The sequence below is a fragment of the Caldanaerobius polysaccharolyticus DSM 13641 genome (assembly GCF_000427425.1).
GTDB classification, from domain to species: Bacteria; Bacillota; Thermoanaerobacteria; order Thermoanaerobacterales; family Caldanaerobiaceae; genus Caldanaerobius; species Caldanaerobius polysaccharolyticus.
This window is the reverse complement of sequence record NZ_KE386495.1, coordinates 390740-416423: the sequence shown is the minus strand read 5'-3', so window position 1 is coordinate 416423 and position 25684 is coordinate 390740. Positions and strand designations below refer to the sequence as shown.

The 25684-nt window shown below is 39.5% G+C and carries 22 protein-coding genes and 1 riboswitch; of the genes, 18 read left to right on the top strand and 4 right to left on the bottom strand.

Annotation, left to right across the window (positions count from 1 at the left end; translation table 11 throughout):
* The first annotated feature begins 95 nt into the window (after positions 1 to 95).
* From CALPO_RS0108395 to rimI, 8 genes are all read left to right on the top strand, one after another.
* On the top strand, positions 96 to 1106 hold the full coding sequence (locus CALPO_RS0108395) for a lysylphosphatidylglycerol synthase transmembrane domain-containing protein (protein ID WP_026486907.1): 1011 nt from the start codon (positions 96 to 98) through the stop codon (positions 1104 to 1106).
* Between the two features lie 9 nt (positions 1107 to 1115).
* On the top strand, positions 1116 to 2993 hold the full coding sequence (locus tag CALPO_RS13650; RefSeq protein ID WP_051585933.1) for a penicillin-binding transpeptidase domain-containing protein: 1878 nt from the start codon (positions 1116 to 1118) through the stop codon (positions 2991 to 2993).
* Between the two features lie 125 nt (positions 2994 to 3118).
* Positions 3119 to 3514, top strand: coding sequence for a VOC family protein (locus CALPO_RS0108385; protein WP_026486906.1), 396 nt, complete (start codon positions 3119 to 3121; stop codon positions 3512 to 3514).
* A 68-nt stretch (positions 3515 to 3582) separates the two neighbouring features.
* Positions 3583 to 3718, top strand: a riboswitch (FMN riboswitch).
* 66 nt (positions 3719 to 3784) lie between these two features.
* The gene (locus CALPO_RS0108380) at positions 3785 to 4387 is read left to right on the top strand and encodes an ECF transporter S component (RefSeq protein WP_051585932.1); all 603 of its coding nucleotides are present in this window, start codon (positions 3785 to 3787) and stop codon (positions 4385 to 4387) included.
* Positions 4388 to 4443: 56 nt separating this feature from the next.
* Positions 4444 to 4782: a P-II family nitrogen regulator gene (locus tag CALPO_RS0108375; RefSeq protein ID WP_026486904.1), complete on the top strand. Its 339-nt coding sequence runs from the start codon at positions 4444 to 4446 to the stop codon at positions 4780 to 4782.
* Positions 4783 to 4856: 74 nt separating this feature from the next.
* On the top strand, positions 4857 to 5315 hold the full coding sequence (gene tsaE / locus CALPO_RS0108370; RefSeq protein ID WP_026486903.1) for a tRNA (adenosine(37)-N6)-threonylcarbamoyltransferase complex ATPase subunit type 1 TsaE: 459 nt from the start codon (positions 4857 to 4859) through the stop codon (positions 5313 to 5315).
* Positions 5312 to 6025, top strand: a complete 714-nt coding sequence (gene tsaB, locus CALPO_RS0108365) for a tRNA (adenosine(37)-N6)-threonylcarbamoyltransferase complex dimerization subunit type 1 TsaB (RefSeq protein WP_026486902.1) — start codon at positions 5312 to 5314, stop codon at positions 6023 to 6025. Before tsaE ends, tsaB begins: the two co-directional genes overlap by 4 nt.
* Complete coding sequence (gene rimI / locus CALPO_RS0108360; RefSeq protein WP_026486901.1) at positions 6006 to 6473, top strand: ribosomal protein S18-alanine N-acetyltransferase; 468 nt, start codon at positions 6006 to 6008, stop codon at positions 6471 to 6473. Before tsaB ends, rimI begins: the two co-directional genes overlap by 20 nt.
* A 48-nt stretch (positions 6474 to 6521) precedes the next feature.
* Here the strand turns inward: rimI and CALPO_RS0108355 are convergent, their stop codons facing one another.
* Entirely contained in the window at positions 6522 to 8624 is a 2103-nt protein-coding gene (locus tag CALPO_RS0108355; protein WP_026486900.1) for a YcdB/YcdC domain-containing protein, read from the bottom strand.
* Between the two features lie 134 nt (positions 8625 to 8758).
* Between CALPO_RS0108355 and CALPO_RS0108350 the strand changes: the two genes are divergently transcribed.
* The 10 genes from CALPO_RS0108350 (at position 8759) to CALPO_RS0108305 (ending at position 22057) form a co-directional block, all read left to right on the top strand.
* A complete protein-coding gene (locus CALPO_RS0108350; RefSeq protein ID WP_026486899.1) occupies positions 8759 to 9769 on the top strand; it encodes a LacI family DNA-binding transcriptional regulator in 1011 nt (336 codons plus the stop codon).
* Positions 9770 to 9854: 85 nt separating this feature from the next.
* Positions 9855 to 12179, top strand: coding sequence for a glycoside hydrolase family 65 protein (locus CALPO_RS0108345; protein WP_026486898.1), 2325 nt, complete (start codon positions 9855 to 9857; stop codon positions 12177 to 12179).
* Positions 12180 to 12202: 23 nt separating this feature from the next.
* Positions 12203 to 12850 carry a beta-phosphoglucomutase gene (pgmB, locus tag CALPO_RS0108340; protein ID WP_026486897.1) on the top strand — a complete coding sequence of 216 codons (648 nt, stop codon included), beginning with the start codon at positions 12203 to 12205 and terminating at the stop codon, positions 12848 to 12850.
* Positions 12851 to 12923: 73 nt separating this feature from the next.
* Complete coding sequence (locus CALPO_RS0108335) at positions 12924 to 13934, top strand: LacI family DNA-binding transcriptional regulator (RefSeq protein WP_026486896.1); 1011 nt, start codon at positions 12924 to 12926, stop codon at positions 13932 to 13934.
* 252 nt (positions 13935 to 14186) lie between these two features.
* Complete coding sequence (locus tag CALPO_RS0108330; RefSeq protein WP_026486895.1) at positions 14187 to 15443, top strand: ABC transporter substrate-binding protein; 1257 nt, start codon at positions 14187 to 14189, stop codon at positions 15441 to 15443.
* A gap of 82 nt (positions 15444 to 15525) precedes the next feature.
* Positions 15526 to 16401, top strand: coding sequence for a carbohydrate ABC transporter permease (locus CALPO_RS0108325; RefSeq protein WP_026486894.1), 876 nt, complete (start codon positions 15526 to 15528; stop codon positions 16399 to 16401).
* Positions 16401 to 17246, top strand: a complete 846-nt coding sequence (locus CALPO_RS0108320) for a carbohydrate ABC transporter permease (protein ID WP_026486893.1) — start codon at positions 16401 to 16403, stop codon at positions 17244 to 17246. The genes CALPO_RS0108325 and CALPO_RS0108320 overlap by 1 nt, the downstream gene beginning before the upstream one ends.
* A 44-nt stretch (positions 17247 to 17290) precedes the next feature.
* Entirely contained in the window at positions 17291 to 19618 is a 2328-nt protein-coding gene (locus CALPO_RS0108315) for a glycoside hydrolase family 65 protein (protein WP_026486892.1), read from the top strand.
* Positions 19619 to 19964: 346 nt separating this feature from the next.
* Positions 19965 to 20987, top strand: coding sequence for a tRNA (adenosine(37)-N6)-threonylcarbamoyltransferase complex transferase subunit TsaD (gene tsaD / locus CALPO_RS0108310; RefSeq protein WP_035172489.1), 1023 nt, complete (start codon positions 19965 to 19967; stop codon positions 20985 to 20987).
* A gap of 137 nt (positions 20988 to 21124) precedes the next feature.
* Positions 21125 to 22057 carry a D-2-hydroxyacid dehydrogenase gene (locus CALPO_RS0108305; RefSeq protein ID WP_035172732.1) on the top strand — a complete coding sequence of 311 codons (933 nt, stop codon included), beginning with the start codon at positions 21125 to 21127 and terminating at the stop codon, positions 22055 to 22057.
* Between the two features lie 2 nt (positions 22058 to 22059).
* Here the strand turns inward: CALPO_RS0108305 and CALPO_RS0108300 are convergent, their stop codons facing one another.
* The 3 genes from CALPO_RS0108300 to CALPO_RS0108290 are packed head-to-tail and all read right to left on the bottom strand — an operon-like array spanning position 22060 to position 25682.
* A complete protein-coding gene (locus CALPO_RS0108300) occupies positions 22060 to 23964 on the bottom strand; it encodes an ABC-F family ATP-binding cassette domain-containing protein (protein WP_026486889.1) in 1905 nt (634 codons plus the stop codon).
* A 32-nt stretch (positions 23965 to 23996) separates the two neighbouring features.
* Positions 23997 to 24473 carry a 6,7-dimethyl-8-ribityllumazine synthase gene (gene ribH, locus CALPO_RS0108295; RefSeq protein ID WP_026486888.1) on the bottom strand — a complete coding sequence of 159 codons (477 nt, stop codon included), beginning with the start codon at positions 24471 to 24473 and terminating at the stop codon, positions 23997 to 23999.
* Between the two features lie 3 nt (positions 24474 to 24476).
* Entirely contained in the window at positions 24477 to 25682 is a 1206-nt protein-coding gene (locus tag CALPO_RS0108290) for a bifunctional 3,4-dihydroxy-2-butanone-4-phosphate synthase/GTP cyclohydrolase II (RefSeq protein ID WP_026486887.1), read from the bottom strand.
* Positions 25683 to 25684 lie beyond the last annotated feature (2 nt).

Below are 25684 nucleotides of genomic sequence, written 5' to 3'. Positions count from 1 at the left end.
AAAGCAGGTGATAAAATGAGAAGGATGACGGCCAGGAGGGTTGTCATATCGCGTAAAAGATTGCTAGAGTTATACGGAGATGTGAGGTAAAATAAATGGGTTATTTAAAGAGAAAAAATTATGTGTACATTATGATGACCATCCTTATAAGTTTTTTTGCCCTTTATGTCATTTTTAAAATTACCAATGAAAATAGCCTGGTGTATATAAAGAGTCTTGATGCAAAATATATCTTGCTCATTCTAATTATAATTTTTTCCAGTATATTTATTGATACCATGCGCATATCGGATTTGGTAAATGCTATGGGCGAAAATCTATCGTTCCGGTATCTGATAAAATTTAATCTCTCTATGTTTTTTATTACGGCTATAACCCCTTTTGGTTCAGGCTCTTTGCCTCTGGCCATATACCTTTTTAATAAAAAGAAGATTGCGCCCAACAAAGGGCTCATGATTTTTACTGCCAAGTTGCTTTTTTCAGGTGTATTTTTTGGAACGGTTCCTCCGATTTTGCTGATTTTTTTTAGAAGGCAGATTCAAATATCGGGATACATGCTGTATTTTGGCCTGCTGGCCAGCGGCATATCTACCTTTTTGTTGGTGGTGATGCTGTATATTATACTTAAACCTGATATTGTTATTGCTGCGATAAGGTGGTTTGGAAATTTGCGCCTGTCCAGGAGGTATAATTTAAGCAGGTATTGTGAAATAGCTGTAAGCGAGACCATAGAGTATAACAGGCGCTTTAAAGAGCTTTTCTCGGCGTACAATAATTTCAGGTTGTTGGCAGGGCAGTTAATCTATTCCCTTATATTCTGGCTGCTCTTTTACAGCATAGCGCCGGTGATCTTGATGGCTCTTAAGGTGCCTTTTAACTGGCTGGCGGTTGTAGCCAGGCAGTTTATATTTTACGACCTGCTTTCCTATAATTTCATACCCAGTGGAGCAGGGGTAATGGAGGTTGGCTTTGCCGTTATTTTTGCCAATGAGATTCCCAAAGCGATGTTGGGCGTATTTATAGGCTTGTGGAGGTTTTTTACATATCACGTTTACCTTATTGTTTCCTCTATAGGCTTTTCTCTAGCGTTAAAAGAAAAAGTATAGGTGATTGGTATGTCGTTAAACAAAAGGCGGTTATTATGGTTGCTGATGATTGCTCTGGCCTTATGGCTGGCAATTACCGTACGCCTGGGGTGGATACAGATAGTGGAAGGCCCGCGCTATAAGGCTATGGCCGTGGCGCAGAACACCATAGATGCGTCTGTTGTACCCGTGAGGGGAGAAATAAAGGATAGAAACGGCAACACCCTGGCTGTCAATGTGTCTACAGGAGACGTGTATGCGGAGTTGAATATAATCAACGATAAGAAGATGGGCAAAAATTACCCTCGAGAGGTTGCCCGCAGGCTTTCTGGTATTTTAGGAATGAAACAGGAAGATATATTAAAGCAGATAACCCGGAAAGATGTAATAGAAGTGCTTCTGAAGAGGAAGGTTTCCGAGGATGTGGTCAATAAGATAAAATCGGAAGGCATACAGGGCATAAGAGTTGTGAGCGGCATGGGGAGAAATTATCCGTACGATAATTTTCTCTCTCAGGTGATAGGCTTTACTGGCGTGGACAATCAGGGTTTAAACGGCATTGAGGCAATGTTTGACAGGTATTTATACGGTATACCCGGGAGAATCGTGGCCCAGGTGGATGCTGCAGGCAGAATACTTGACAATGGCACTCAGAAGTACTATCAGGCTTCAAAGGGCGATGATGTGATATTGACTATCGATGAGGTCATTCAGCATTTTGCTGAATCGGCTGTAGAAAAGGCTTATGCAGAGAACCGTCCTGACAGCGTTACGGTTATTGTCATAGACCCTAAAACAGGGGAAATCCTGGCGTTAGCGAGCAAGCCGGATTACAACCCCAATAAGCCTTTTGAGGTTTCCCAAAAGTTGTGGAACTCTCCCGCTGTTTCTATGGTATACGAACCGGGGTCTGTTTTTAAGACTATAACTGCGGCTGCTGCGCTGGATTCTGCTACCGTGAGTTTGAGCGATAATTTTTATTGCAATGGATACCTGAACGTGGCTGGAAGAAGGATAAACTGCTGGAAACCCCATGGCGCCGAGACTTTTGTGCAGGGCCTGCAGAATTCGTGTAATGTGGTTTTTATGGAGGTAGGTGCAAAATTGGGGGAAGATACCCTTTATAAATACATAAGGGCTTTTGGCTTTGGGCAATCTACAGGGATTCAATTGCCTGGAGAAGAACAGGGCATCATGATCCCCCAGAATAAGGTCGGACCTGTGGAGCTGGCAACTATATCCTTTGGCCAGGGTATATCTGTAACCCCTATCCAGATGATTTACGGTTTTTCAGCGGTAATAAACGGCGGCAATTTAATGAAACCCCTTATTGTGAAAAAAATCGTGTCCAGTGAAGGAAAGACTGTCAGGGAATACAAACCGCAAATAGTGAGACAGGTTATATCAAAGCGTACCTCCGATACCATGCGCAATGTATTGGAAAATGTGGTTTTAGAGGGTACGGGCAAAAACGCGTTTATACCTGGGTATAAAGTAGGGGGAAAGACGGGGACAACACAAGGCTACACAAAAGGCCACTATGTAGCCTCTTTTGCAGGCTTTGCTCCGGCTGATGATCCTAAGATCGCTGTGCTGGTGGTCATAGATCAGCCTAAAGGGGGAGCTCATATGGGCGGGGAGATAGCGGCTCCGGTGGCAAAAGACATTATATCCAATACCCTCAGGTACCTGGGGATTAAACCTGTCTACGACAGCGCTGATGCGGCCAGCGGCTTGTTGACGATGCCTGATTTAACCAATCTGACATATAAAGACGCTGTGTCCAGGCTTTCAGAGCTAAAAATTAATTATAAAGTTGTAGGAGAAGGCACCAGGGTTGCAGCCCAAGATCCCGCACCTGGGACCAGCATAGACAGTGGAGATATCGTTACGCTGGTAGTGAAATAAGCTTCGCTTATAGAAGTAGCTGCGCTAGCCTTTCATCTTTTAAATTTTTATGATAATATGTAATTAACAATTTATAATAGGAGAAAATTAAATTAACATGATAATTTAAAGGAAGGAGATTTAATGTGAAAAATATTATTCCAGAAATTTATGTGGAAAATTGCAAAGAAGCTATTGAGTATTACAAAGATGTTTTTGGCGGAGAGGCCAAGAATGTTCAGCTTGCTGATGGTATGGAAATGTTTAAAGGTTATGAAGGGAAAATTATACATGCGGAAAATCACATAAACCAAAATTGTGTAATTTATCTTGTAGATAAATTTGATGATAAAACTCAAGCTAACAGCATTAATTTAGTGCTTGAGATGGATAGCGAGGATGAAATTAGAAGATTGTATAATAGACTATCTCAAGATGGAACTGTCAAATTTGAGCTTCAAAAAACATTTTGGGGAGCCTATCATGCAATTATAACTGACAAATTCGGTGTCACGTGGGCTTTAAACTATAGCCTAAAATAAAATTGCAAAGCTTGACAATTTGTATGTATGTGTGATAGTATTTGTATAAAAGTTAATACGCCTTGTAGATAGTCCTTCAGGGCAGGGTGAAATTCCCGACCGGCGGTATGCAGCGAAGGGTGCTGCGAGCCCGCGAGCCACGCAGGTGGCAGATCTGGTGAGAGGCCAGAGCCGACAGTAAAGTCTGGATGGGAGAAGGAAAAAGTGTGACCGAGAACAAAGCCCTGGAAAATTCCAGGGCTTTAAATTTTAATTTTTGGAGGTGTAATCTTGGAAAAGGTAACAGCAGTTAGAAAGAAAACTCTTATTTTAACGCGGGTTTCGGTTTTGTCCGTCATAGCCTTTTTGCTAATGTACGTGGAGGTGGCGCTGCCTTTTTTTCCTGAATTTCTTAAAATAGACATAAGCAATGTGCCGGTCCTCATAGGTACTTTTGCCATGGGGCCATGGATAGGTGTGATGATTATGCTGGTTAAAAACCTGTTGCACCTGGTCTTTAAAGGAGCCACCATGGGTATAGGCGAACTGGCGGATTTCATTATCGGCAGCTCTTTTATGTTGACGGCGGGCTATGTGTACAAGTATAGAAAGAGCCTTTCAGGAGCATTGTTGGGTATGGTGCTGGGTACCGTGGTTATGGCCGTAGTGGGGAGCCTGATGAATTACTTCGTTTTATTGCCGCTGTACCAGATCGCATTAGGATTTCCTGTTAAAGCTGTCGTAGCTATGGGGACGAAGGTTAATAAACATATAGTGGACTTAAAGTCGTTAGTGGTGCTGAGCATACTGCCTTTTAATTTGCTTAAGGGCAGTATAACATCCCTTATTACCCTTTTGCTTTACAAGAGAGTATCTCCTATTCTTCGCAGCTGACCTGCAGGATTTTACCCTCCTCCGTCGAATATATCTATGGCAAGGGAGGGATAAATCTGAAAAAGATTGAAGCGATAATTCGACCCAGTAAATTAAATGAGATAAAGGAAGCCTTGAGGGAGTATGGCATAAGAGGTATGACCGTATCCAATGTAATGGGATGCGGGCTTCAAAAGGGCTTCACAGAAGTGTACCGAGGAACTCAGCTGGTCATAAACTTACTTCCCAAGGTGAAATTAGAGGTGGTTGTAAAGGATACAGAGGTGGACGATGTGGTCCAGATCATATCAAAGATATCTAGGACCGGCAGCGTAGGCGATGGCAAGATATTTATATACGACGTGCAGCAGGCTATAAGGATAAGGACAGGAGAAACGGGGGAAGATGCTATATAGATTGGCGGCAAAATGCCGCTTTTTTCTTGTATTTACATATCGATTAATATAAAATTATTCTTGAGGTGTTTACGTTGAAGCTGACTTATTTGAGTAAAGGATTAGAAGATACGTATGGCTTTGGCTATAGATTGAGTAATGCCTTAAGCAAAGGAGATATTGTGTGTTTAACAGGTCAATTGGGTGCGGGGAAAACCTCTATGGTAAAGGGCATCGCTAAGGGTTTGGGAGTAGAGGAGGATGTAACCAGCCCTACTTTTACCATTGTAAATGAGTATTACGGGAGGCTACCACTTTACCATTTTGATGTCTACAGGATTTCAATGCCTGAGGAGATGTACGAAATAGGGTTTGAGGAGTACATTTACGGAGAGGGCGTATGCGTTATAGAGTGGGCCGATTTGATTAAAGACATTATACCGCAGGGCTCTATATGGATTGACATAAGGTATTTAGAAGAGGATGAGAGAACTATAGAGATCGTGGCACCTGAGGAAAAACTGGCGTATATAATAGAGGAGATGGACAGATGAAAGTACTGGCGATAGATACATCCACTGCGTTGGCTTCTGTAGCACTTACAGAAGGGGATAAAGTGTTGGCAGAGTGTTCTGTTAGCAATATAAAGACCCATTCCAAGGTATTGATGCCTATGATATCTAAGTTGTTTGATTGGGCTTGTTTAAAGCCTGAAGACGTTGACGTGATCGGTATTTCTATTGGCCCAGGTTCTTTTACAGGCGTGAGAATTGGGCTTGCTACTGCCAAAGGTATGGCTATATCCTTGAAAAAACCTGTTGTAGGGGTACCAACGTTGGATGGGCTAGCTCAAAATACCCCATTTTTCGATGGCTTAGTATGCCCAATTCTGGATGCCAGGGAGCATCAGGTAAATAATGCCCTGTACAGGTTTGAAGAGGGGTATTTGAGAAGACTTACAGAATATAGGGCAATTGCCGTGGATGAATTGATAGATGAGTTAAAAAACTACAAAGAGAGAATTGTAATTTCTGGAGATGGGGTATTTTTGTATCGAGAGCAGTTTGCAAAAGCATTGGCGAAAAGAATCGTGATTGCGCCGGTTAACGCTTTAATGCCAAGAGCCAGCTCTATTGCTTATTTAGCTGCTTTAAGAGCTAAAGAAGGTGCGGCCTTAGACAGTACCAGGGTCATACCTATATATTTGAAAAAGTCCTATGCTGAAAGGGTCAGGGAGGACAATAATGGAAGGAAAATTAAATAATAGCGAGGACATTGTGATCGAAAAAATGGGAGAAGAACACTTAGACGCTGTTATGGAAATTGAGAGACAGGCTTTTACCGTACCGTGGTCAAGGGAGTCTTTTGAGATGGAGATTACTCGAAACAGGTGCGCCTACTACATTGTAGCGCTGCTGGGGGAGAAGGTCGTGGGGTACGGGGGGATGTGGCTAGTGGTGGATGAAGCCCACATCACCAATATCGCGGTTCACAAGGATTACCGGGGCATGGGAGTGGGCAAAAGAATCGTGGAGAGTCTTATAGAGGAAGCTAAAAGGAGAAAGCTGGAGGCTATGACCCTGGAGGTGAGACAATCCAATTACGTAGCAAGGCACCTTTACGAAAAATACGGCTTTGTTCCTTTTGGCAGGCGGAAAGGTTATTACTCAGATAACAACGAAGACGCTATCATAATGTGGAAATACTTATGATATATAAAAAAGGCTACTGGACATTTCCAGTAGCCACATCTATGTGTTCTAATCTATGTTGAGATAATTGTAAATCACCATAATCCCTTGAGACCTGGTGAGGTTATCGGCGGGATATATATAGCCGTTAGAGCCCCTCATTATGTTTAAGCCATAAGCGATTGCCATATACCCTCTGAGGTCAGGCTTTACCTTGTCGGCGTCTTTAAAAGGCAATGAGAAAATTCCCTTTATATCAGCTACTTTGTTAAATCCGAGAGCCCTTATGATGTATTTGGCTGCATCCTGTCTCTGAACATCTGATTCTGGCGATATCTCTTCATCTTTTATAATGCCTCTATTTACCAGGTAGTTGTACATGCTGTCTAGGGATTTTTGATCATTTAAGTTGTAATCTATATAGGGATTTAAAGATCTGGCAAGGAGGTACAGGAATTCTTTTTGCTTTATAGTGGCGTCTGGCATGAATTTATCGCCGGGCAGTGCTATACCGTATTCTGCCAGTACTTTTATGGCCTTTTCAGCGTAGCTGCCCTTTATATCAGAGTATTCGGTTGTCTTTGTCTCTGCGATGGCATCTCCATTGTATCCGAGAAGTGCTCCGGTGTTGGCATCAATATTTACGGCTTTGCCAGGGGTGGTAGCATAGACCAGTATCGCCTGGGTTTTTTGATCTTGAGACAGGGTAATGTACTCCAATTGCAAACCTATTTTGCTAAACAGCACCTCGTAAGCCTTGTCTAAAGTTATTACATTATCCACAGAGGGTAACTGGCCATTGTACCAGCTGCAGCTATATGAGATTATTTCTCCATCAGAGGCATCTACTGTGACGCTAAAGCCATTTCCGATAAAATAAGCTCCATTTGCCTTTCGAGTAAAGTTAAAATAGTATTGCCTGGGTTTTTGGTCTTCCGACAAAGGTTTGACCACAGGCGGATTTGTTTCTATGTACTCTACCTGCTGGGATTTTTCCGGTTGAATGTCTTTAAGAAAATCCTTGGCTATCTGTAACGCCTGTTCTTGGTTGTATTTAACTGGTGCTTTTTCATTGTCAGGAGTGTATCTGTTGAAGTAGGTGATTTCTCCTGTCTTGGCATCTATCCCTACGTTTACATAGTAGGGCTCATCGTTTACTGTCTTAGAGAAATTCAATTCCCAGATATATTGAGTCTGGTCGGTCCAATTTTTGTAAAGATTTATGCTGTTGAGCTTATAGTCGCTGCTCAGCTTCACGAATTTGTTTGCCCTTGCCAGTTCTTCGGCTTTTTGCTCTGATATGATTTCTGACATTTCCTTTATCGCGTCTTTCTCTACAGGGGTAAGCTCGGGTGTGCTGCCGCTATCCATGGCATTTATTGTTTTCCTGCCCATTTCATCCATGATACCGTAGTAATAACTGGCTGATACGATTTGACCAGATTTTGCGTCAATGGCTTTGTTATCTGCCAGGGTGGTGTACGCCAGATATATCTTTGGCGTGTCGCCTTCGTATTTAAATTTGTATACCAGATTAAGGGATATTTTTTCTCTGTAGATCTTCTGCGCTTCATCAATGCTGATTATGCCGGCTTTATCCGGGAAAACCAGGTCAAAATTCCAGTTGCGGTAATAGCTTTTTACTTCCCCTGTGTTCTTGTCTACTGATATGTTTACGTAATTTGCAGGGAACGGGATACCGTTTACCGTCCTCACAAAGTACAACTGATAATCAGATATGCCAACAGGAATAGGTATGTAGCTGTCGGTGTACAGTAGATCCTTTGAGATATCAGGGGCGACTTTGGCGATGAACTTTTTAGCCGCATCCACCGCATCATTTTTGCTTATTTTAGGTAGTCTGTTCTGGGAGTTCTCATCATAGGGTTTGTAGCGATTGTAGTTGAGGATGTTGCCGTTGGAGTCTATGGTCACTAATATACTCCCCAGTTTGTTTTTACTGTCGCTCCAGTTGAGCGTGTACGTCTTTACCCCGTTGTATATGGAAAGGTTGGAAGAAAATCTGTCGTAACTTTCGCTTATGTCAAACAGCGATTTGGCTTTTGTGATGGCATTTTCCAGTTCTTTGTCGTACTGAGCAAATCCCTGCACGGGTACCAAAATGGTGAGCAACGTGGTCAATACCATCAGAAGAGCAAACTTTTTTTTCATAAAAATCCCTCCTTTTATATAAATTTTACACTAGTTCAATGTAATTGTAAATATTTTTATATTGTCCTTGACAGATGAAAAAGTATGTGCTATTTTAAAATTAACCAAAACGTTTTGGTAAAGGTGGATATGTTATGGCGGTAACAATAAAAGATATAGCAAAATATGCAGGTGTGTCGGTGACTACTGTTTCAAGAGCTTTAAATGGATATCCTGATGTAAACGAGCAGACTAGGGAGAGAATAAAAAAGATAGCACAAGAACTTAATTATTCACCAAACGCTATTGCAAGAGGTCTTGTAATGAACAAGACCCATACGGTTGGATTGGTGGTATCAGAACTAATAAAGCCTGGAGTGTATCATCCGTTTTTCCTTGAGATTTTAGCTGGGATAAAGGCAGGATTGCGCAAAGACAGATATGATCTTATACTTTTTACTGTTGACTTTGCGACGCAGGATGTTACTTCGTATGAGGAACTTTGCAACAGTAGAAAAGTTGATGGTGCAATTGTAGAAGGATTAAAGTTAAGCGATCCGTATATTGAAGAAATAAAGAAGACAAATATTCCGACGGTGCTCATAGATATTCCTATATTGACTGATAAGGTGGGATATGTGAGCTCAGATAACGTACAGGCAGCTTTTGAAGCTACCAGTTATCTTATAAAGCTGGGCCATAAAAACATAGGTTTTATAAACGGCCATAGTGATGCTGCAGTAAGCTTTGAAAGGCTTGAGGGTTATAAGAGAGCGCTTCAAAAAAATAATGTACAGTATAAGGAAGAATATGTTATCTTTGAAGATTTTACGCAAGAAGGCGGATATAATTCTTTTAGAAAGTTGATATTTGAAAATCCTGAAATAACCGCTGTTTTTCACGCTTCTGATTTAATGGCGATTGGTTCAATAAAAGCTGCACAGGATTTGGGCATGAAAGTCCCTGATGATATTTCTATTGTGGGTTTTGATGATATAGAACTTGCGTCATTGATAGATCCTGGTTTGACTACGATACGACAGGAAAAGTTTAAGTTGGGATATATGGCAGCAAGACACCTTCTTTCTATTATAAGAGGCGAAAAACCGGAGCATATTGTTGTTCCACATAAACTTATTATTAGACAATCTGCTAAGAAAGTATAATTAAAAACATATTTAGCATATTTATTTTTTAGCAAAATCCAAAACGTTTTGATATCTGTACACTTATCTGGTGGGAGGCATATAAATGGCAAGATATACGTTGTCAGATGATATAAGTAATCTAATAAGCGATGAAAAATGGCTTATATTTCAGGATAAATATGATAATTACTTAAATCAAAAATATGAAACTATTTTTACTCTTACAAATGGATATATGGGGGTAAGAGGTACTTTAGAAGAGGGATCTAACGATGAACGTCCCGGCATCTTCATTGCAGGTATTTTTGACAAGTCAGAGGCTCAGGTAAGGGAAATAGTAAATGTGCAAAATTGGCTTGGAATTAAGATATATGCAGAAGGGAATTATCTAGATCTTGATAAATGCCACATTTTAGATTTTAAAAGAATTCTTGACATGAAACGCGGAATTTTGTTTAAGAGCATACTATTAAAAGATGGTGTAGGTAGAGTCACAAGCGTTGAAGGGTATAGATTTTTAAGCAGATGTAATGTACACCGTGCAGGGATTAAGCTGTATATAACTCCTGTAAATTATAGTGGGGTATTATCAGTTGAAAATATTATCGATGGCACAGTGGTAAATTCAAAAGAAAATCCTAAAGAAAGAACAAAGCACTTGAGGCTCATAGAAAATGCTAAGCTGGATGAGGGTGGTTGCTATCTTGAAACTGCGACTAGAGATGATGATACGCGTATTGGAGTTGGCTCAATTGTCAGGATTTACGACTACGCCAACAAAGACAATGTTGTAAGATTCAGGAGATTTTCTTACCTTGGAGAAAAGAGCGTTGAGTACCTTGAATTTGAAGCTTCTGAAAATAATCCTGTTGAAGTAGACAAATTCGTAATAACCTACACATCAAGAGACGTAAGTAAGGACAAGTTAAAAGAAGTTGTGACAAGAGAACTTTATGATTTTGCCTCAGAAGGCATGGATAAGGAGCTTCTAAGGCATACTGCGGTATATGAAAGACTCTGGGATGTTGCCGACATCAACATAGAAGGGGATGAAGATGCTGATAAGGCATTAAGGTTTAACATTTTTCATTTAATGAGTTCTGTCAATGCAAATGATCCTATGGTGAGCATCGCTGCTAAAGCCCTTCATGGAGAAGGTTATAAAGGTCATGTGTTTTGGGATACAGAGATATTTATGCTGCCGTTTTTCATATATACATATCCTCAAGCAGCAAGAACACTTTTAATGTACAGGTATAATATGCTTGATGCAGCGAGGGAAAATGCATTATTGAACGGTTTTAAAGGCGCGCAGTATCCCTGGGAATCTGCAGATACTGGTAAAGAAGAGACACCTAAATGGGGAGTTGATTACCTAGGAAATCAGGTAAGGATCTGGACTGGAGATATTGAGCACCATATAACAGCTGATATAGCCTTCGCAGTTTATGAATATTATAGAGTGACAGATGACATAGATTTCATGCTAAATTATGGAGCTGAGATAATTTTTGAAACTGCAAGATTCTGGACTTCAAGGTGTGAGTACAATGAACAGTTTGATAGATATGAGATAAATAATGTAATTGGCCCTGATGAATTTCATGAGCATGTTGATAATAATTTTTACACAAATTATTTAGCCAGGTGGAATATAAACAAAGGCCTTGAATTAATTGACTTTTTGAAAGAAAAATATCCATCAAATTACAAAACCATATCATCAAAAATATGTTTGACAGATAAAGAAATAGAGAATTGGAAAGAAGTAATGTCTAAAATATATATACCCTTTGATAGAGAAAGAAAATTGATAGAACAGTTTGAAGGTTACTTTGAAAAAAAGGATTACGTGATTGATAAATTTGATGAAAATAATATGCCTATATGGCCTGAGGGAGTTGATTTAGCAAGGTTAGGTGACACACAACTTGTCAAACAAGCGGATGTAGTAATGCTTATGGTTTTACTGGGAGAAGAATTTGATGAGGAAATTAAGAGAATCAATTACGAGTATTATAAGAAAAGGACTATGCACAAATCTTCTTTAGGTCCGAGCATGTATGCTATTATGGGTTTAAAAGTAGGTGACTATAAAGACGCGTACGGTTCTTTTATGAGGAGTGCAAATGTCGATCTTGAAGATAATCAAGGAAATACCAAAGAGGGGCTCCATGCTGCATCTGCCGGCGGGACATGGCAGGTAGCCGTATACGGCTTTGCCGGAATGTACATTGATAAAGATGGATTGTTGAGTTTCACTCCATGGCTGCCAGAAAAATGGAAAAAACTATCATATAAAATATACTGGAAAGGTAACTTATTGCAAATTATTATTACAAAAGATAATGTTACGGTAAAAATGCTTGAAGGTAAAGATGAAGAATTGAAAGTAAAAATTAATGGTGAATTAATTAGTATTAAATAGATTATTCCATTAGGAGGTATAAAATGGCTAAATACAATGGGGTAATATTTGACTTAGACGGTGTTATTACAGATACTGCAAGGTATCATTATTTGGCATGGAAAAAACTTGCTGATGAATTGGGTATATATTTTGATGAAGCTATTAATGAGAGGTTAAAGGGTGTAAGCCGAATTGAATCACTTGAAATAATATTAGAAAAAAGCGATAAGAAATATTCTGATGAAGAAAAAAAATATCTAGCGAATAAAAAGAACGAATACTACAAAGAAATGATAAAAAATATTACACCCAATGATTTGTTGGTTGGGGTCGAGGCGTTTATCCAAGAACTTAAAATGCGAAATATAAAAACTGCAATTGCTTCTGTAAGCAAAAATGCATTTACTGTAATTGATAATTTGGGGATAAGAGATAAATTTGATTATATAGTTGACGCAAACGAAATAAAAAATGGTAAGCCTGATCCGGAAATATTTCTTAACGCAGCAAAAAACATCGGTGTTCCTCCTGAAAAATGTATAGGGATAGAAGACTCTGGTGCTGGAATTACGGCGATAAAAAGAGCGGGTATGTTTGCTGTAGGTGTCGGAAATCCTGAAACGGTCAAAGAGGCTGATCTTGTTTTGAAAGATTTAAGTAATGCCGATGAAATTTTGAAGTTACTTTAAAACTATTGCATTAAAAAAATAATCTGTTATAATATAAATGTAAGCGGTTTCAGTTAATAGGGGAATGATAGAAATGGCAACAATAGACGATGTGGCAAGACTGGCAGGTGTATCGATCGCAACGGTATCAAGGGTTTTTAATAATAGCCCTCTGGCAAGCGATAGTGCGAGGGAAAAAGTGCTAAAGGCTGCTAAGGAATTGGGGTATGAACCAAGCATGCTCGCACGGAGCTTGGCTATGAAAAAGACAAATACAATAGGGCTAATTGTGCCTGATATATCAAACCCTTTTTATGCAGAAGTAGTAAGAGGCATAGAAGATATTTGCAATATTTACAATTACAATATAACCTTATGCAATGCAGATAATAAAAGAGATAAAGAATTACAGTATATAGAGATGTTAAAAAACAGATGGGTTGACGGAATAATATTTCACTGTGATTATTTTTCAGAAGAGCACTATGAAATATTTAGTAGTAGAAACATAAAGGTGGTTCTTGCTGGAAGAACAACAACATTTGATGTCCCTTATGTAGCTATAGATAATAAAAAGGCCGCTTATGATGCTACAAAATACCTTATATCAACTGGCCATAAAAAAATTGGTATCATTCACGGCCCGTTAAATGGCATGAAAGAGACGGTAGATAGCGTTGATAGACTTATAGGGTATAAAAATGCTATGATTGATGCAGGACTTAAAATTTATGATGAGCTTATAAAAGAAGCTAATTTTAAAGCAAAAGGTGGATATAAAGCTGCATTGGAAATGCTTAAAGGAGATATTAAACCGGATGCAATCTTTGCCATAAGCGATGTAATGGCAATGGGTGCCATTAATGCTATTTTTGATTTTGGCCTTAAATGCCCTGATGATATTTCGGTTGTAGGTTTTGATAATATCGATCTTTCAGAGGTAATGCGGCCGGCACTTACGACTATCGCTCAGCCTATGTACGATATGGGTGTTGTGGCAGCCAGGATGCTTATAAAGATAATAGACAATGAACAAATTTCAAATAAACAGGTAATTTTAGAACATAAGTTGATTGTAAGGGATTCTTGTAAAATATTGAAATAGGGACGAAAATTTTTTCAGTTAATTGTAAGCGGTTATATTTGTAATCTGGCTGAAAAAATGGTATTTGGTGTAACTAATGGCTTGACTGTAAGCGGTTACAGTATGAGGTTTTCATAAGGATTACTCCTTTTGGAGGAAATCCTTTTGAAAATAACCTAAAACATTGATAAAAGGGGGTGGCTGGTTTAAAGTAAAAAATTGATGCTTTAAAAAGCGCATATATTTAAAACTATATAACAAGGAGAGGTTTGTATGAAAAAAGTATTAACTCTAATTTTTGTAGTGGTATTGGCTTTTTCTGCGCTGGCAGGATGTTCTTCGAACAAGAACAGCAATGCAGCTTCTAATGGAAAGGTTACAATTACACTAATGCAGAGCAAAGCTGAAATTCAGACAGACTTGCAAAAGATCATTGACGATTATAATAAATCGCAAGATAAAGTAGAAGTTAAACTTTTAGGCACATCAGGAGACAATTTTAGTACGGTTTTGCAATCCCAGTTTTCAGCGAACCCATCTAAAGCGCCGACCATATTTACTATGGCAGGACCGGATACAGCGAAGTTCCAACCTTATATGGCTGAGATAAAAGATTCTAAGGCGGCAGCTATTTTAGCTGATGGTGTAAAAGAGGACGTAACTGTAGATGGAAAATTATATGGCTTACCTTCTGCGGTTGAGGGATACGGGATTGTATATAATAAGCAAATGTTTAAAGAAGCAAATATTGATCCTGCTTCTATAACGAGCATTGATGCATTGGTAGATGCTTGTAAAAAACTCGCTTCGATAAAGGGCGTTGTACATCCAATTGCTTTTGGCAAAGAAACATATTTTTCTTTTATACATCCATTTAATTATGCATTTGCCGTTGACTCAAATTACAAAAGCGATATTGAAAAGCTTAACAAAGGCCAGATTACTATGAAAGATATTCCTAGTGTAGTACAATGGGTGAAAGAGTTGGATAAATTAAAACCATATACAAATAAGGCTTTAGATTCTTATGACGACCAGGTTGCTGGCTTTGTTAACGGCAAATTTGCCATGATTTTTCAGGGAGACTGGGTACAGCCTGTACTTGATCAGCATAAGCCTAATTTCGACTATGGCATGATCCCGTATCCCACAAACGGCAATTCGAAACTTGCTGTTGGCACAGCAACTGCATGGCGCATAAATAAATATGCCACAAAGGATCAACAGAAAGCAGCTATCGAATTTTTGGATTGGCTTATAACAAGTGACAAAGGTCAAGATTATTCAGCGAATACTTTGAAATTTATCCCAGCATACAAGGGTGTGAAAGCACCTTCATTCCCGCTGGCTGCTGATGTGGTATCTTATGTCAACAGTGGGAAGACCGTTCCATGGGTTTATAACAATTATTTTCCCAATGGCATTGATGTCGACGGATCTAAGGAGATACAGAAATACTATGCTGGAATTATTAATAGCAATCAGTTTTTAGATGAGCTTACCAAGGTTTGGGTAAACGATGCCCAATAATTTTTAAGTAAAAGGGAACATACCTCGGTTTTTTAAGGTATGTTCCCATGTGCAATATATATCAATGCTAGGGAGTGATCCTATGAAGAAAATGAATAGTAAATTGGCATTTTGGTTATTCCTTATTCCATCATTGTTTATTTTTATAAATGTTGTGATAATTCCTTTTATACTAGGTATTATATATTCATTTACAAATTGGGGCGGATTTACACTTGCAGGTGCTCGTTTTGTCGCGTTTGAAAATTACGCAAATGCTTTTAAGGATGCGAATTTTATTAGGGCCTTTACCCTGACGATAAAATATGCGGTGATTATGGTTGTGCTTGTAAATGTCATTGGCTTTTCACTGGCACTTCTTGTGACAAGAAAGATGAGAACAAGAAATGTTTTAAGGTCGATATTTTTTATGCCTAACCTGATAGGTGGATTGATTTTAGGATTTATTTGGCAGTTTATTTTTTCAAAGCTATTTGAACAAATTGGCACGGCTCTGCATATGACTAATATTTTTTTTAACTGGCTCAATAATCCAACGACTGCATTTTGGAGTATTGTGATTGTGTCCACATGGCAAATGGCTGGTTATGTTATGATAATATACATTGCAGGCATTGAAAGCATACCTGATGAAGTTATGGAAGCTGCACGGATAGATGGAGCAGGTCCTTTTAGGACACTTTTTAACATTATTCTTCCGCTTACTGTGCCTTCCTTTACTATAAGTTTATTTATAACTCTTTCTAATTCATTTAAGCAGTATGATACCAATCTTTCTTTGACAAATGGAGGTCCATACGGTACAACAGAGCTTTTGACCATGAATATTGTCCAGACAGCATATAAACACAATGAGTATGCTTTAGCACAGGCGAAAGCCGTGGTGTTTTTCCTTGTGATTATGATCATTACTCTTGTACAGGTATATATCACTAAGAAGCGGGAGGTTGAAATGTAATGAAAAGCCTTATAAAAAGAATTAATATCCTTGAGATATTTGGATGGATACTTACACTGACAGTGATATTTCCTGTTTATATTATGTTAGTAAACTCATTTAAGGATAGAAGAGAAATATTTACGAATGAATTGAGCCTGCCTTCAAAGCTCGATTTTACTTTTTACTTACAGGCTATTCAAAAGATGGATTTTTTTAATGCCTTTAAAAATTCCCTTATTATCACCATATGCAGTGTTATCTTGATAATCATTTTATCATCTATGGCTGCATGGGTTCTTGTGCGCGACAAATCTGCGATATCCAATATTATATTTTATACATTTGTTGCCACCATATTGATACCTTTCCAGTCTGTAATGATACCTCTTGTACAGTATTTAAACAAATGGCAGTTGTTTGGGGGCAACTTTTCACTTATTAACACGCGTTATGGCCTCATTTTTATGAACATAGGATTTGGCCTTAGCATGTCCATATTCCTTTTTCACGGATTTATCAAAAATGTGCCCGTAGAAATGGAAGAGGCTGCTACAATAGATGGTTGTAATAAATTACAACTATTTTGGAGAATAGTTTTTCCCAACCTAAAGCCAATTATTATTACTGTTGCTATCCTTAACATTATATCACTGTGGAATGATTACTTACTTCCTTCGCTGGTATTACAGAGTCCTGAGTTAAGGACTATTCCGTTGTCCACCTTTTTCTTCTTTGGAGAGTTTACTATAGAATGGAATTTGGCTTTAGCAGGTCTTGTGGTAACGATTATCCCGGTTATTATTTTCTATCTTTTTGCTCAAAAGTATATCATAAAGGGAGTAATTGCTGGTGCTATTAAATAAACAATGAGTTGGTAGTTAGAAAAATTCTAAGGAAGGTGGCTTATATGAATAATGCAATATATCCTTTTGAGGAGTGGAAGATTAGAGAAACTAAATTTGATATTGAGACAAATTATCGCGACGAAACAATATTTTCGTTAGCAAATGGCTATGTAGGCATGAGAGGTACTTTTGAGGAGGGATACACAGGCCCCGAGGGCACATCTTTTAACGCTACGTATATCAATGGGTTTTATGAAGTATATGATATTGAGTATCCCGAAGGGGGATATGGTTTTGCAAAGACAGGCCAGATAATGTTAAATGTCGCAGATAGCAAAATAATAAAATTATTTATTGATGGAGAACAATTTGATTTATTGAAAGGTAAGATTCATAGTTATGAACGGATACTTGATATGAAAAAGGGAATTGTTGAAAGGCGTGTAAAATGGGAATCGCCCAAAGGAAAAGTCGTTGAAATTGATATAAAAAGAGTTATTTCATTTAAAAGAGAGCATTTAGCGGCTATATCGTTTTCGGTTAAACCTGTTAATTTTGATGGCAATATAAGATTTATTTCACAGATAAATGGCAATGTTTCAAACATGGGCAAGAGTGACGATGTAAGGGTAGGTTCAAATTTAAAAAATAAGGCGTTGAGAACAATTAAAAAAGATGTCAAAGGGTTAAGTGGCTGGATAATACAGAAGACGCAAAAAAGTAATTTCTCATATATATGCGCAATTGATCATGCTTTAAACTTTGCAGAAGAGTATTGTGTAGCAAATAAACAGGAAGGAGATATGGTAGAAGTAGACATAAAATTTAATGGTAGGCGCGGTAATGTATATACATTAAATAAATTTATATCCTACTACACGACAAGAGAACTAGATGAAAGTCAGCTGATTAAATTTGCAATAGATGAGGTTAATAATGCTAAGAACTGTGGATTTGAACAGATTGAAAAGGAACAGAATGAATTTCTCGATTTGTTCTGGAAAGATGCAGATGTTGTTATAGAAGGCGATGAGGCTCTTCAGCAGGGGATACGCTTTAATGAGTTTCATCTTCTTCAATCTGTGGGCAGAAACGGAAAAACAAACATTGCAGCAAAGGGTCTGACAGGAGAGGGTTACGAAGGTCATTATTTTTGGGATTCGGACGTTTATATTTTGCCTTTTTTTCTTTATACAAAACCTGAAATAGCAAAGTCTTTGCTTATGTATAGATATAATTTATTGGATGCAGCGAGAAATAGAGCCAAAGAACTCGGTTATAAAGGTGCTCTATACCCATGGAGGACGATTGATGGCCCTGAATGCTCAGCGTATTTCCCTGCAGGCACTGCTCAGTATCATATAAACGCAGATATAATATTGGCCCTTAAGCGTTACGTTGAAGCCACTAACGATCAAGATTTTCTTTATGAATATGGGGCTGAAATGCTTTTTGAAACAGCGCGATTGTGGGCGGATCTAGGCTCATATATTCCTCTTAAGGGCAATAAATTTTGCCTGAATTGCGTTACAGGTCCTGACGAATATACAGCTTTGGTAAACAATAATGCATATACAAATTACATGGCTAAAATGAATCTGGAGTATGCTGTTAATATTGCAGAAAAAATGAGGCAGGAAGAACCTGAGAGGTATATGAGACTTGCAGAAAAAATAGGACTAAAAGACGATGAAATTGCGGCATGGAAAAGGGCAGCGGATAATATGTATCTCCCGTACTCTAAAGAACTTGATATTATACCGCAAGATGATAGCTTTCTGTATAAAGAAAGGATAACCGTTGACCAGATACCGAAAAATCAACTTCCTCTATTGCTCCATTGGCATTATTTGAATATATACAGATATCAAATATGCAAGCAGCCTGATGTCTTGCTGCTGATGTTTTTGCAGAGAGAAAAATTTACGATCCACGAGGTTAAGAGGAATTACGATTATTATGAACCTATAACCACGCACGACTCATCGCTGTCGCCAGCGATATTCAGCATACTTGCCAATGAGATAGGATACAGGGATAAAGCATATGAGTATTTTATGAAAACAGCTCGAATGGACCTTGATGATTACAATGATAATGTACGTGATGGTATTCATACAGCATGTATGGCTGGTGCATGGAGCGCAGTTGTCAACGGCTTTGGCGGTATGAGGGTTTATACAGACGGACTTCATTTCTGCCCCAAGCTGCCTGATAAGTGGAAATCTTTATCGTTTAATGTAAAATATAAAGGGAGAAAAATCAATGTTAAACTAAGCAAAGATAGCGTATTGTTTACTTTAGTAGATGGAGATTCGATAGAAATATATTGCTTTGATGAGCGAATCGTTCTTACTGAAGGAGAAGCGGTTATGAGGGACATAAAATAGACATATAATCCTCTATGTTTTAATTCCAAAATGTATAAATATGAAAGAAACAGAGACGTTTCAAGAAAGCAAAGGTGCTTCAGAAGCACCTTTTTTTGCAAATAATGTAGGCGAATCCGGTTGCGGTAAAAGCACGGTAGGGCGGACAATCATTCAATCATTCGGCTTTACGATAAAACGGATGGGGAAATATTATATGATTCTATTCCCATTTATGAGCTCAACAAAAGTGAGTTAAGGCGCCTAAGGCCGAAGATGCAATTGGTCTTGCCCTTTGTGGCCTATTTTTTATGTGCGTATTATTTGACTGTAAAAATAAAATGGCATATAATTATAATGTAAACAAATGGTAATTGAGGTGAAACAATTGGAGGCAAAAGAATTAGTAGTGTTGGGCATAGAATCCTCGTGCGATGAAACCGCATCTGCCGTTGTGGTAAATGGCAGGTATGTTAGATCCAACGTAATATCATCTCAGGTAAATGTACACCAGCAGTTTGGAGGTGTTGTCCCTGAGATCGCGTCGAGAAAGCATATCGAGGTGATAGATAGCGTTATATTGAAGGCGTTGGAGGATGCGAAGACGGATTTTGACGGGATAGACCTCATAGGGGTGACGTACGGCCCCGGGTTAATAGGTTCTCTTCTTGTAGGCCTGTCAGAGGCTAAGGCCATTTCTTATGCAAAAGGTATTCCCTTTGTAGGGGTGAATCATATAGAGGGGCATATCGCAGCTAATTACCTGGGCAATTCTGATCTTTGCCCGCCATACGTGTGTCTGGTGGCCTCAGGTGGGCATAGCCACATAGTGCTGGTAAAAGATTATACGGAATTTGAGGTGATGGGTAAAACTACCGATGATGCAGCAGGAGAGGCTTTTGATAAGGTAGCCAGGGTGCTGGGCCTAGGGTATCCTGGAGGACCTGCTGTGGATAAATTAGCCAAAGAAGGATCAGCTACCATAGACTTCCCTATGGCTTTTATGCAAAAGGGGAACTACGATTTCAGCTTTAGCGGCATAAAGACGGCGGTTATCAATTACCTGAAAAAACACCCTGATGCCCCTCTGGCGGATGTGGCCGCGAGTTTTCAAAAGGCTGTGGTAGACGTGCTGGCGTTTAAGCTCTTTGAAGCAGCGAAAGATGCGGGGATCAAGACGATAGCTATAGCAGGAGGTGTGGCATCCAACAGCGGTTTGAGGAAAAAGGTGAAAGAGATGGCTGAGGAATACGGCGTTAGGGTGTATAGCCCTCCGCCTGTTTTTTGCACGGATAATGCTGCCATGATCGCTGCGGCTGCTTATTACAGGTATATTGGCGGTTATGTGTCTGACCTTGATTTAAATGCCGTAGCCAATCTGTCTCTGTGAATACTTTGACAGTGGATATTGTGGATAAATATCAGCGCATGAGGTAAAAAAGGGCTTGTCTTGTGGATAACCTGTGGATATTGTGGATTGTTTGTAAAATTTAATGAATTCAAAAAGGGGTGCATATTGTGAAAAGGATGTTATTTAGAAAAAATAAGATATCTGAAGAGCTGGTGAAAAAAATAAGGGAAGCGGCGGCAGGGTTTGATGTGGTGGTGGCACCTGATATGGAAGCCGCTTTAAAGGTGGTTAAAGGCGTGGAGGTGATGGCTGGAGAGGTGGAAGACGAGCTTATAAAGGCTGGCGATAATCTAAAATGGGTTCACGTGTGGAGCGCCGGTGTTGATAATTACGACCTTCACTACATGAAAGACAAAGGTATAATCCTCACCAACTCCAGCGGTGTGCACAGCGTGCAAATACCTGAGTACATACTGGGTGTAATGCTGGAATTGGTTAAAGGATTGCACGTTTTCAGGAATCAGCAAAGTAAAAAGCTGTGGAAAAAAAGGCGTCCTGACGAGCTATACAAAAAGACATTAGGCGTGTTGGGCATTGGGGATATAGGCAGGAGGACGGCTGAGTTAGGCAAGGCAATGGGCATGCGGGTTTTAGGTTACAGAAGGTCAGGAAAGCCTGAGGAGTGCGTGGATGTGATGTATTCAGAAGGGCAGCTAGATGATATGTTGCCTCTTTGCGATTTTGTAGTAAATACGCTACCTCTTACTGATAGCACATACCATCTAATAGGCGCGGCGCAGTTTGACGCCATGAAGGACGGCGCTTATTTTATAAACATAGGCAGGGGAAAGGTGGTGGATGAAAGCGCCTTGATCCAGGCACTAAAAAGTGGAAAATTAAAGGGAGCGGCTCTGGACGTATTTGAGGAAGAGCCGTTGCCACAGGATAGCCCTCTGTGGGATATGGAGAACGTCATTATAACGCCACACATTTCGGGTTTATCACCCAATTACGACGAGAGGGCGGTGGGAATTCTGATAGAGAATATCCGGCGCTACGTCAAGGGCCAGCCGCTGATAAATCAGGTATCCTATGAGAGAGGGTACTGAGGTCATTGAAGCAGAAATGCCCACTGTTCGTATAGGTTATCCAGTTGTTTTTTTAGGGAATTGTATTCTCTGTTTATATCAGCTGCTTTGGTGGGATCTTTGTATATGTCTGGATTGCATAGCAACTTTTCATATTCTGCGATTTTCTTTTCTGTGTCGATTATATTTTGCTCTAGCTCGGATAGCTGGCGCTTATGCTGAGCGGCGAGCTGTTTTTTTTCTCTCTCCTTTTTTCTCTCGTTTCTCTCCTGGGTTTTGCTTTTTTGGCTTTTAAGAGGTTGTGTACCTATATTTTCCTTCTTCTTTTTTTCGATATAATAATCGTAATTACCTAAATAATTTACGACTCCTTCAGGAGTCAGCTCTAAAATCCTGGTAGCTATTTTATTAACAAAGTATCTATCGTGGGATATAGCCAGTATGGTGCCTTGGTAATTTTTCAGTGCATCCTCCAATGCCTCTTTTGAATTTATATCCAAGTGGTTAGTAGGCTCATCCAGCAAAAGAAAATTGGCGTTTTTAAGCATTAATTTGGCCATACAAAGGCGGGCTTTTTCTCCACCGCTTAAATCCTTGACCTTTTTGAAAACATCGTCGTTCTTAAAGAGAAAACACCCTAATATGCTCCTTACTTCTGTTTGCGTCATGCGAGGGTATTCATCCCAAAGCTCGTCCAGAACAGATTTATCAGGGTGGAGGCTGGACAGCTCTTGATCGTAATACCCAATGCGCACATTGTTGCCGTACTGTATTGTTCCACTGTCGGAGGGAATTACGCCACATATTATTTTGAATACAGTGGATTTTCCTGAGCCATTGGGCCCTATTATGGCCACCCTTTCTTGTTTTTGGATGCTAAAAGAAACCCCTTTAAAAATCTGCCTATCAAAGGATTTAGAGAGATTTTCCACCTTTAAAACGTCGTTGGATGACTCTACATCTATGTCGAAGAAAAAATAAGGCTGAGGATCTTCGCCTTCGGGCTTCTCTACAAGTTCCATCCTGTCCAGCATTTTTTGCTTGCTTTGGGCCATCTTAACGCTTTTTTCCGTGCCACGGGCTTTTTGCACGGCTATTATTTCTTTTATTCTGGCGATTTCCCGTTGTTGTTGTTTATACCTTTTTTCAGCTATTTCTTTTTGCAATTGGCTTTGTTGTACGTAATACGAGTAATTTCCGTTGTATTCACTTAATTTTCCATTTTTTATATAAAAGGTCCGGTTTGTAGTTTTATCTAAAAAGTACCTGTCGTGGGATACGATCATAACACAGCCTTTATAATCTCTTAAAAAATCCTCCAGCCATTCACAGGAATCCAGGTCAAGGTGGTTTGTAGGTTCATCCAGAAGCAATATGTCGGGTTTTTTTAACAATAGCTTGCCCAAGGCTATCCTGGTCTTTTCACCGCCGCTTAGGGCGCTTATAGGCATTTCATAGCTTTCCTTTCCAAAGCCCAGCCCGGCCAGGACCCCCTTTATTCTGCTTTCGAATTCAAATCCCCCGGATTTTTCAAATCTGTCCCTCATGGCAGCGTACTCATCCAACAACTGTTGCAATCTATCGCCATCATCGCAAGATGAAATTTCGCGTTCCTTTTGGTGTATCTCCTTTTCCAGTTGCATCAGGTCGTCAAATACGCTCAATAGCTCGTAGTAAACTGTATTGGGAGAATCAAAAACGCCGTTTTGATCCAGGTAACCCACTTTTGTATCCACGCCGTATATTTTGACTTCCCCTTCATCAGGAGAAAGCAGTCCTGCCAGTATTTTAAGCAGAGTGGACTTACCTGCGCCATTTACGCCTACGATACCTATTTTGTCATCGGAATTTACGTTAAAATTTATGTCCTTTAATACCGTGTCTATTCCGTAAGATTTGGTGATATTTTTAGCACTGAGAATTAGCATCATGTAAACCTCCCAGTGCTATTTTAACACAATTAAAAGTTCCTTTCCAGCAATTCACACAGGTTGGCCATTTCTATGGCTGCTACAGCGGCCTCAAATCCTTTGTTGCCTGATTTTGTTCCTGCTCTGGAGATGGCTTGATCTATAGTATCTGTTGTTAACACGCCGAATATCACAGGTATACCTGTATCAAGGGATATTTTTGCTATTCCTTTTGAAACCTCTGCAGCCACGTAATCAAAGTGAGGGGTTTCTCCTCTTATGACAGCGCCTAGGCATATAATGGCGTCATATTTCTTGCTTTGGGCCATCTTTTTTGCTATTAATGGTATTTCAAAAGATCCAGGTGTCCAAACTATTTGGATGTCAGATTCATTTACTCCATGCCTTGTCAATGCATCTATTGCACCTGATAACAGTTTACTGGTTATAAACTCGTTGAACCTGCTTATAACTATGCCAAATTTTTTACCACTACCTACCAGTTTTCCTTCGTACACATTGGTCATATTTTATGCTCCTCCTTTGAAGTTATAGCTTAATATGTGTCCCATTTTAAGCTTTTTGGTTTTAAGGTAATATTCGTTGTGCTCATTGGGGCAAATCTCTATGGGAACCCTCTCTACGATTTCAAGGCCATATCCGGTAAGACCGGACAACTTCTTTGGGTTGTTAGTGAGGATCCTCAATTTTTTTAACCCCAGGTCCTTTAGGATTTGCGCCCCTATACCGTATTCTCTCAAGTCCTCGGGGAATCCCAGGCGTATGTTGGCCTCTACAGTGTCATAGCCTTTGTCTTGCAGGTGATATGCCTTTATTTTGTTAAGCAGTCCAATACCTCTGCCTTCCTGTCTTAGATAAAGGAGCACCCCGCCTTTTTGCCCAATGATCTCCATGGCTTTATGCAGTTGATCGCCGCAATCGCACCTCAATGACCCAAGTACGTCTCCTGTAAGGCATTCGGAGTGTACCCTTACCAAAGTAGGCTCAGGGCCTATAGGTTCCTTTACAAGAGCTATGTGTTGCTTACCGTTGATTGCCTCTTCATAACCGATTATTTTAAAATCCCCGTATCTGGTGGGCAATTGCGCTTCTGCTATCCTTTTTACTAAATTTTCTGTTTTGCGCCTGTACCTGATTAATTCTTCAATAGATACTATTGACAGGTGATGCTTTGTGGCAAATTCTATCAAATCAGGTAAGCGGGCCATTTTTCCATCGTCTTTCATTATCTCGCATATAACTCCTGCTGGTTTTAACCCAGCTATTCTAGCTAGATCAACTGCTGCTTCGGTATGACCTGCTCGTACCAGGACTCCACCTTCCTTTGCCATAAGCGGGAATACGTGACCTGGTCTCGTAAAATCATCAGGTTTTGAATTGTCATCAATTAATTTTTGTATTGTCAATGACCTTTCGTAGGCTGATATACCTGTAGTCGTGCCTTTATAATCTACCGAAACAGTAAAGGCTGTTTCCTTTGCGTCGGTGTTCGGGCTTACCATGGGCGGGATATCTAGTTCCTTTAACCTTTTAGCAGTCATAGGTACGCAAATCAACCCACGCCCGTATTTGGCCATAAAATTAATGTGTTCTGCCTTTACTTTTTCGGCTGCCATCAATAGATCTCCTTCGTTTTCTCTACTTTCATCGTCAACTACGATGAGCATCTGTCCCTCTTTGATTTTTTCTATAGCTTCTTCTATAGAGATAAACATGT

Coding starts and splice junctions, on each gene's coding strand:
- CALPO_RS0108395 (WP_026486907.1), top strand. CDS start 96: ATGGGTTATTTAAAGAGAAAAAATTATGTGTACATTATGATGACCATC.
- CALPO_RS13650 (WP_051585933.1), top strand. CDS start 1,116: ATGTCGTTAAACAAAAGGCGGTTATTATGGTTGCTGATGATTGCTCTG.
- tsaB (WP_026486902.1), top strand. CDS start 5,312: ATGAAAGTACTGGCGATAGATACATCCACTGCGTTGGCTTCTGTAGCA.
- rimI (WP_026486901.1), top strand. CDS start 6,006: ATGGAAGGAAAATTAAATAATAGCGAGGACATTGTGATCGAAAAAATG.
- CALPO_RS0108355 (WP_026486900.1), bottom strand. CDS start 8,624: ATGAAAAAAAAGTTTGCTCTTCTGATGGTATTGACCACGTTGCTCACC.
- CALPO_RS0108350 (WP_026486899.1), top strand. CDS start 8,759: ATGGCGGTAACAATAAAAGATATAGCAAAATATGCAGGTGTGTCGGTG.
- CALPO_RS0108345 (WP_026486898.1), top strand. CDS start 9,855: ATGGCAAGATATACGTTGTCAGATGATATAAGTAATCTAATAAGCGAT.
- pgmB (WP_026486897.1), top strand. CDS start 12,203: ATGGCTAAATACAATGGGGTAATATTTGACTTAGACGGTGTTATTACA.
- CALPO_RS0108335 (WP_026486896.1), top strand. CDS start 12,924: ATGGCAACAATAGACGATGTGGCAAGACTGGCAGGTGTATCGATCGCA.
- CALPO_RS0108330 (WP_026486895.1), top strand. CDS start 14,187: ATGAAAAAAGTATTAACTCTAATTTTTGTAGTGGTATTGGCTTTTTCT.
- CALPO_RS0108325 (WP_026486894.1), top strand. CDS start 15,526: ATGAAGAAAATGAATAGTAAATTGGCATTTTGGTTATTCCTTATTCCA.
- CALPO_RS0108320 (WP_026486893.1), top strand. CDS start 16,401: ATGAAAAGCCTTATAAAAAGAATTAATATCCTTGAGATATTTGGATGG.
- CALPO_RS0108315 (WP_026486892.1), top strand. CDS start 17,291: ATGAATAATGCAATATATCCTTTTGAGGAGTGGAAGATTAGAGAAACT.
- tsaD (WP_035172489.1), top strand. CDS start 19,965: ATGGTAATTGAGGTGAAACAATTGGAGGCAAAAGAATTAGTAGTGTTG.
- CALPO_RS0108305 (WP_035172732.1), top strand. CDS start 21,125: ATGTTATTTAGAAAAAATAAGATATCTGAAGAGCTGGTGAAAAAAATA.
- CALPO_RS0108300 (WP_026486889.1), bottom strand. CDS start 23,964: ATGCTAATTCTCAGTGCTAAAAATATCACCAAATCTTACGGAATAGAC.
- ribH (WP_026486888.1), bottom strand. CDS start 24,473: ATGACCAATGTGTACGAAGGAAAACTGGTAGGTAGTGGTAAAAAATTT.
- CALPO_RS0108290 (WP_026486887.1), bottom strand. CDS start 25,682: ATGTTTATCTCTATAGAAGAAGCTATAGAAAAAATCAAAGAGGGACAG.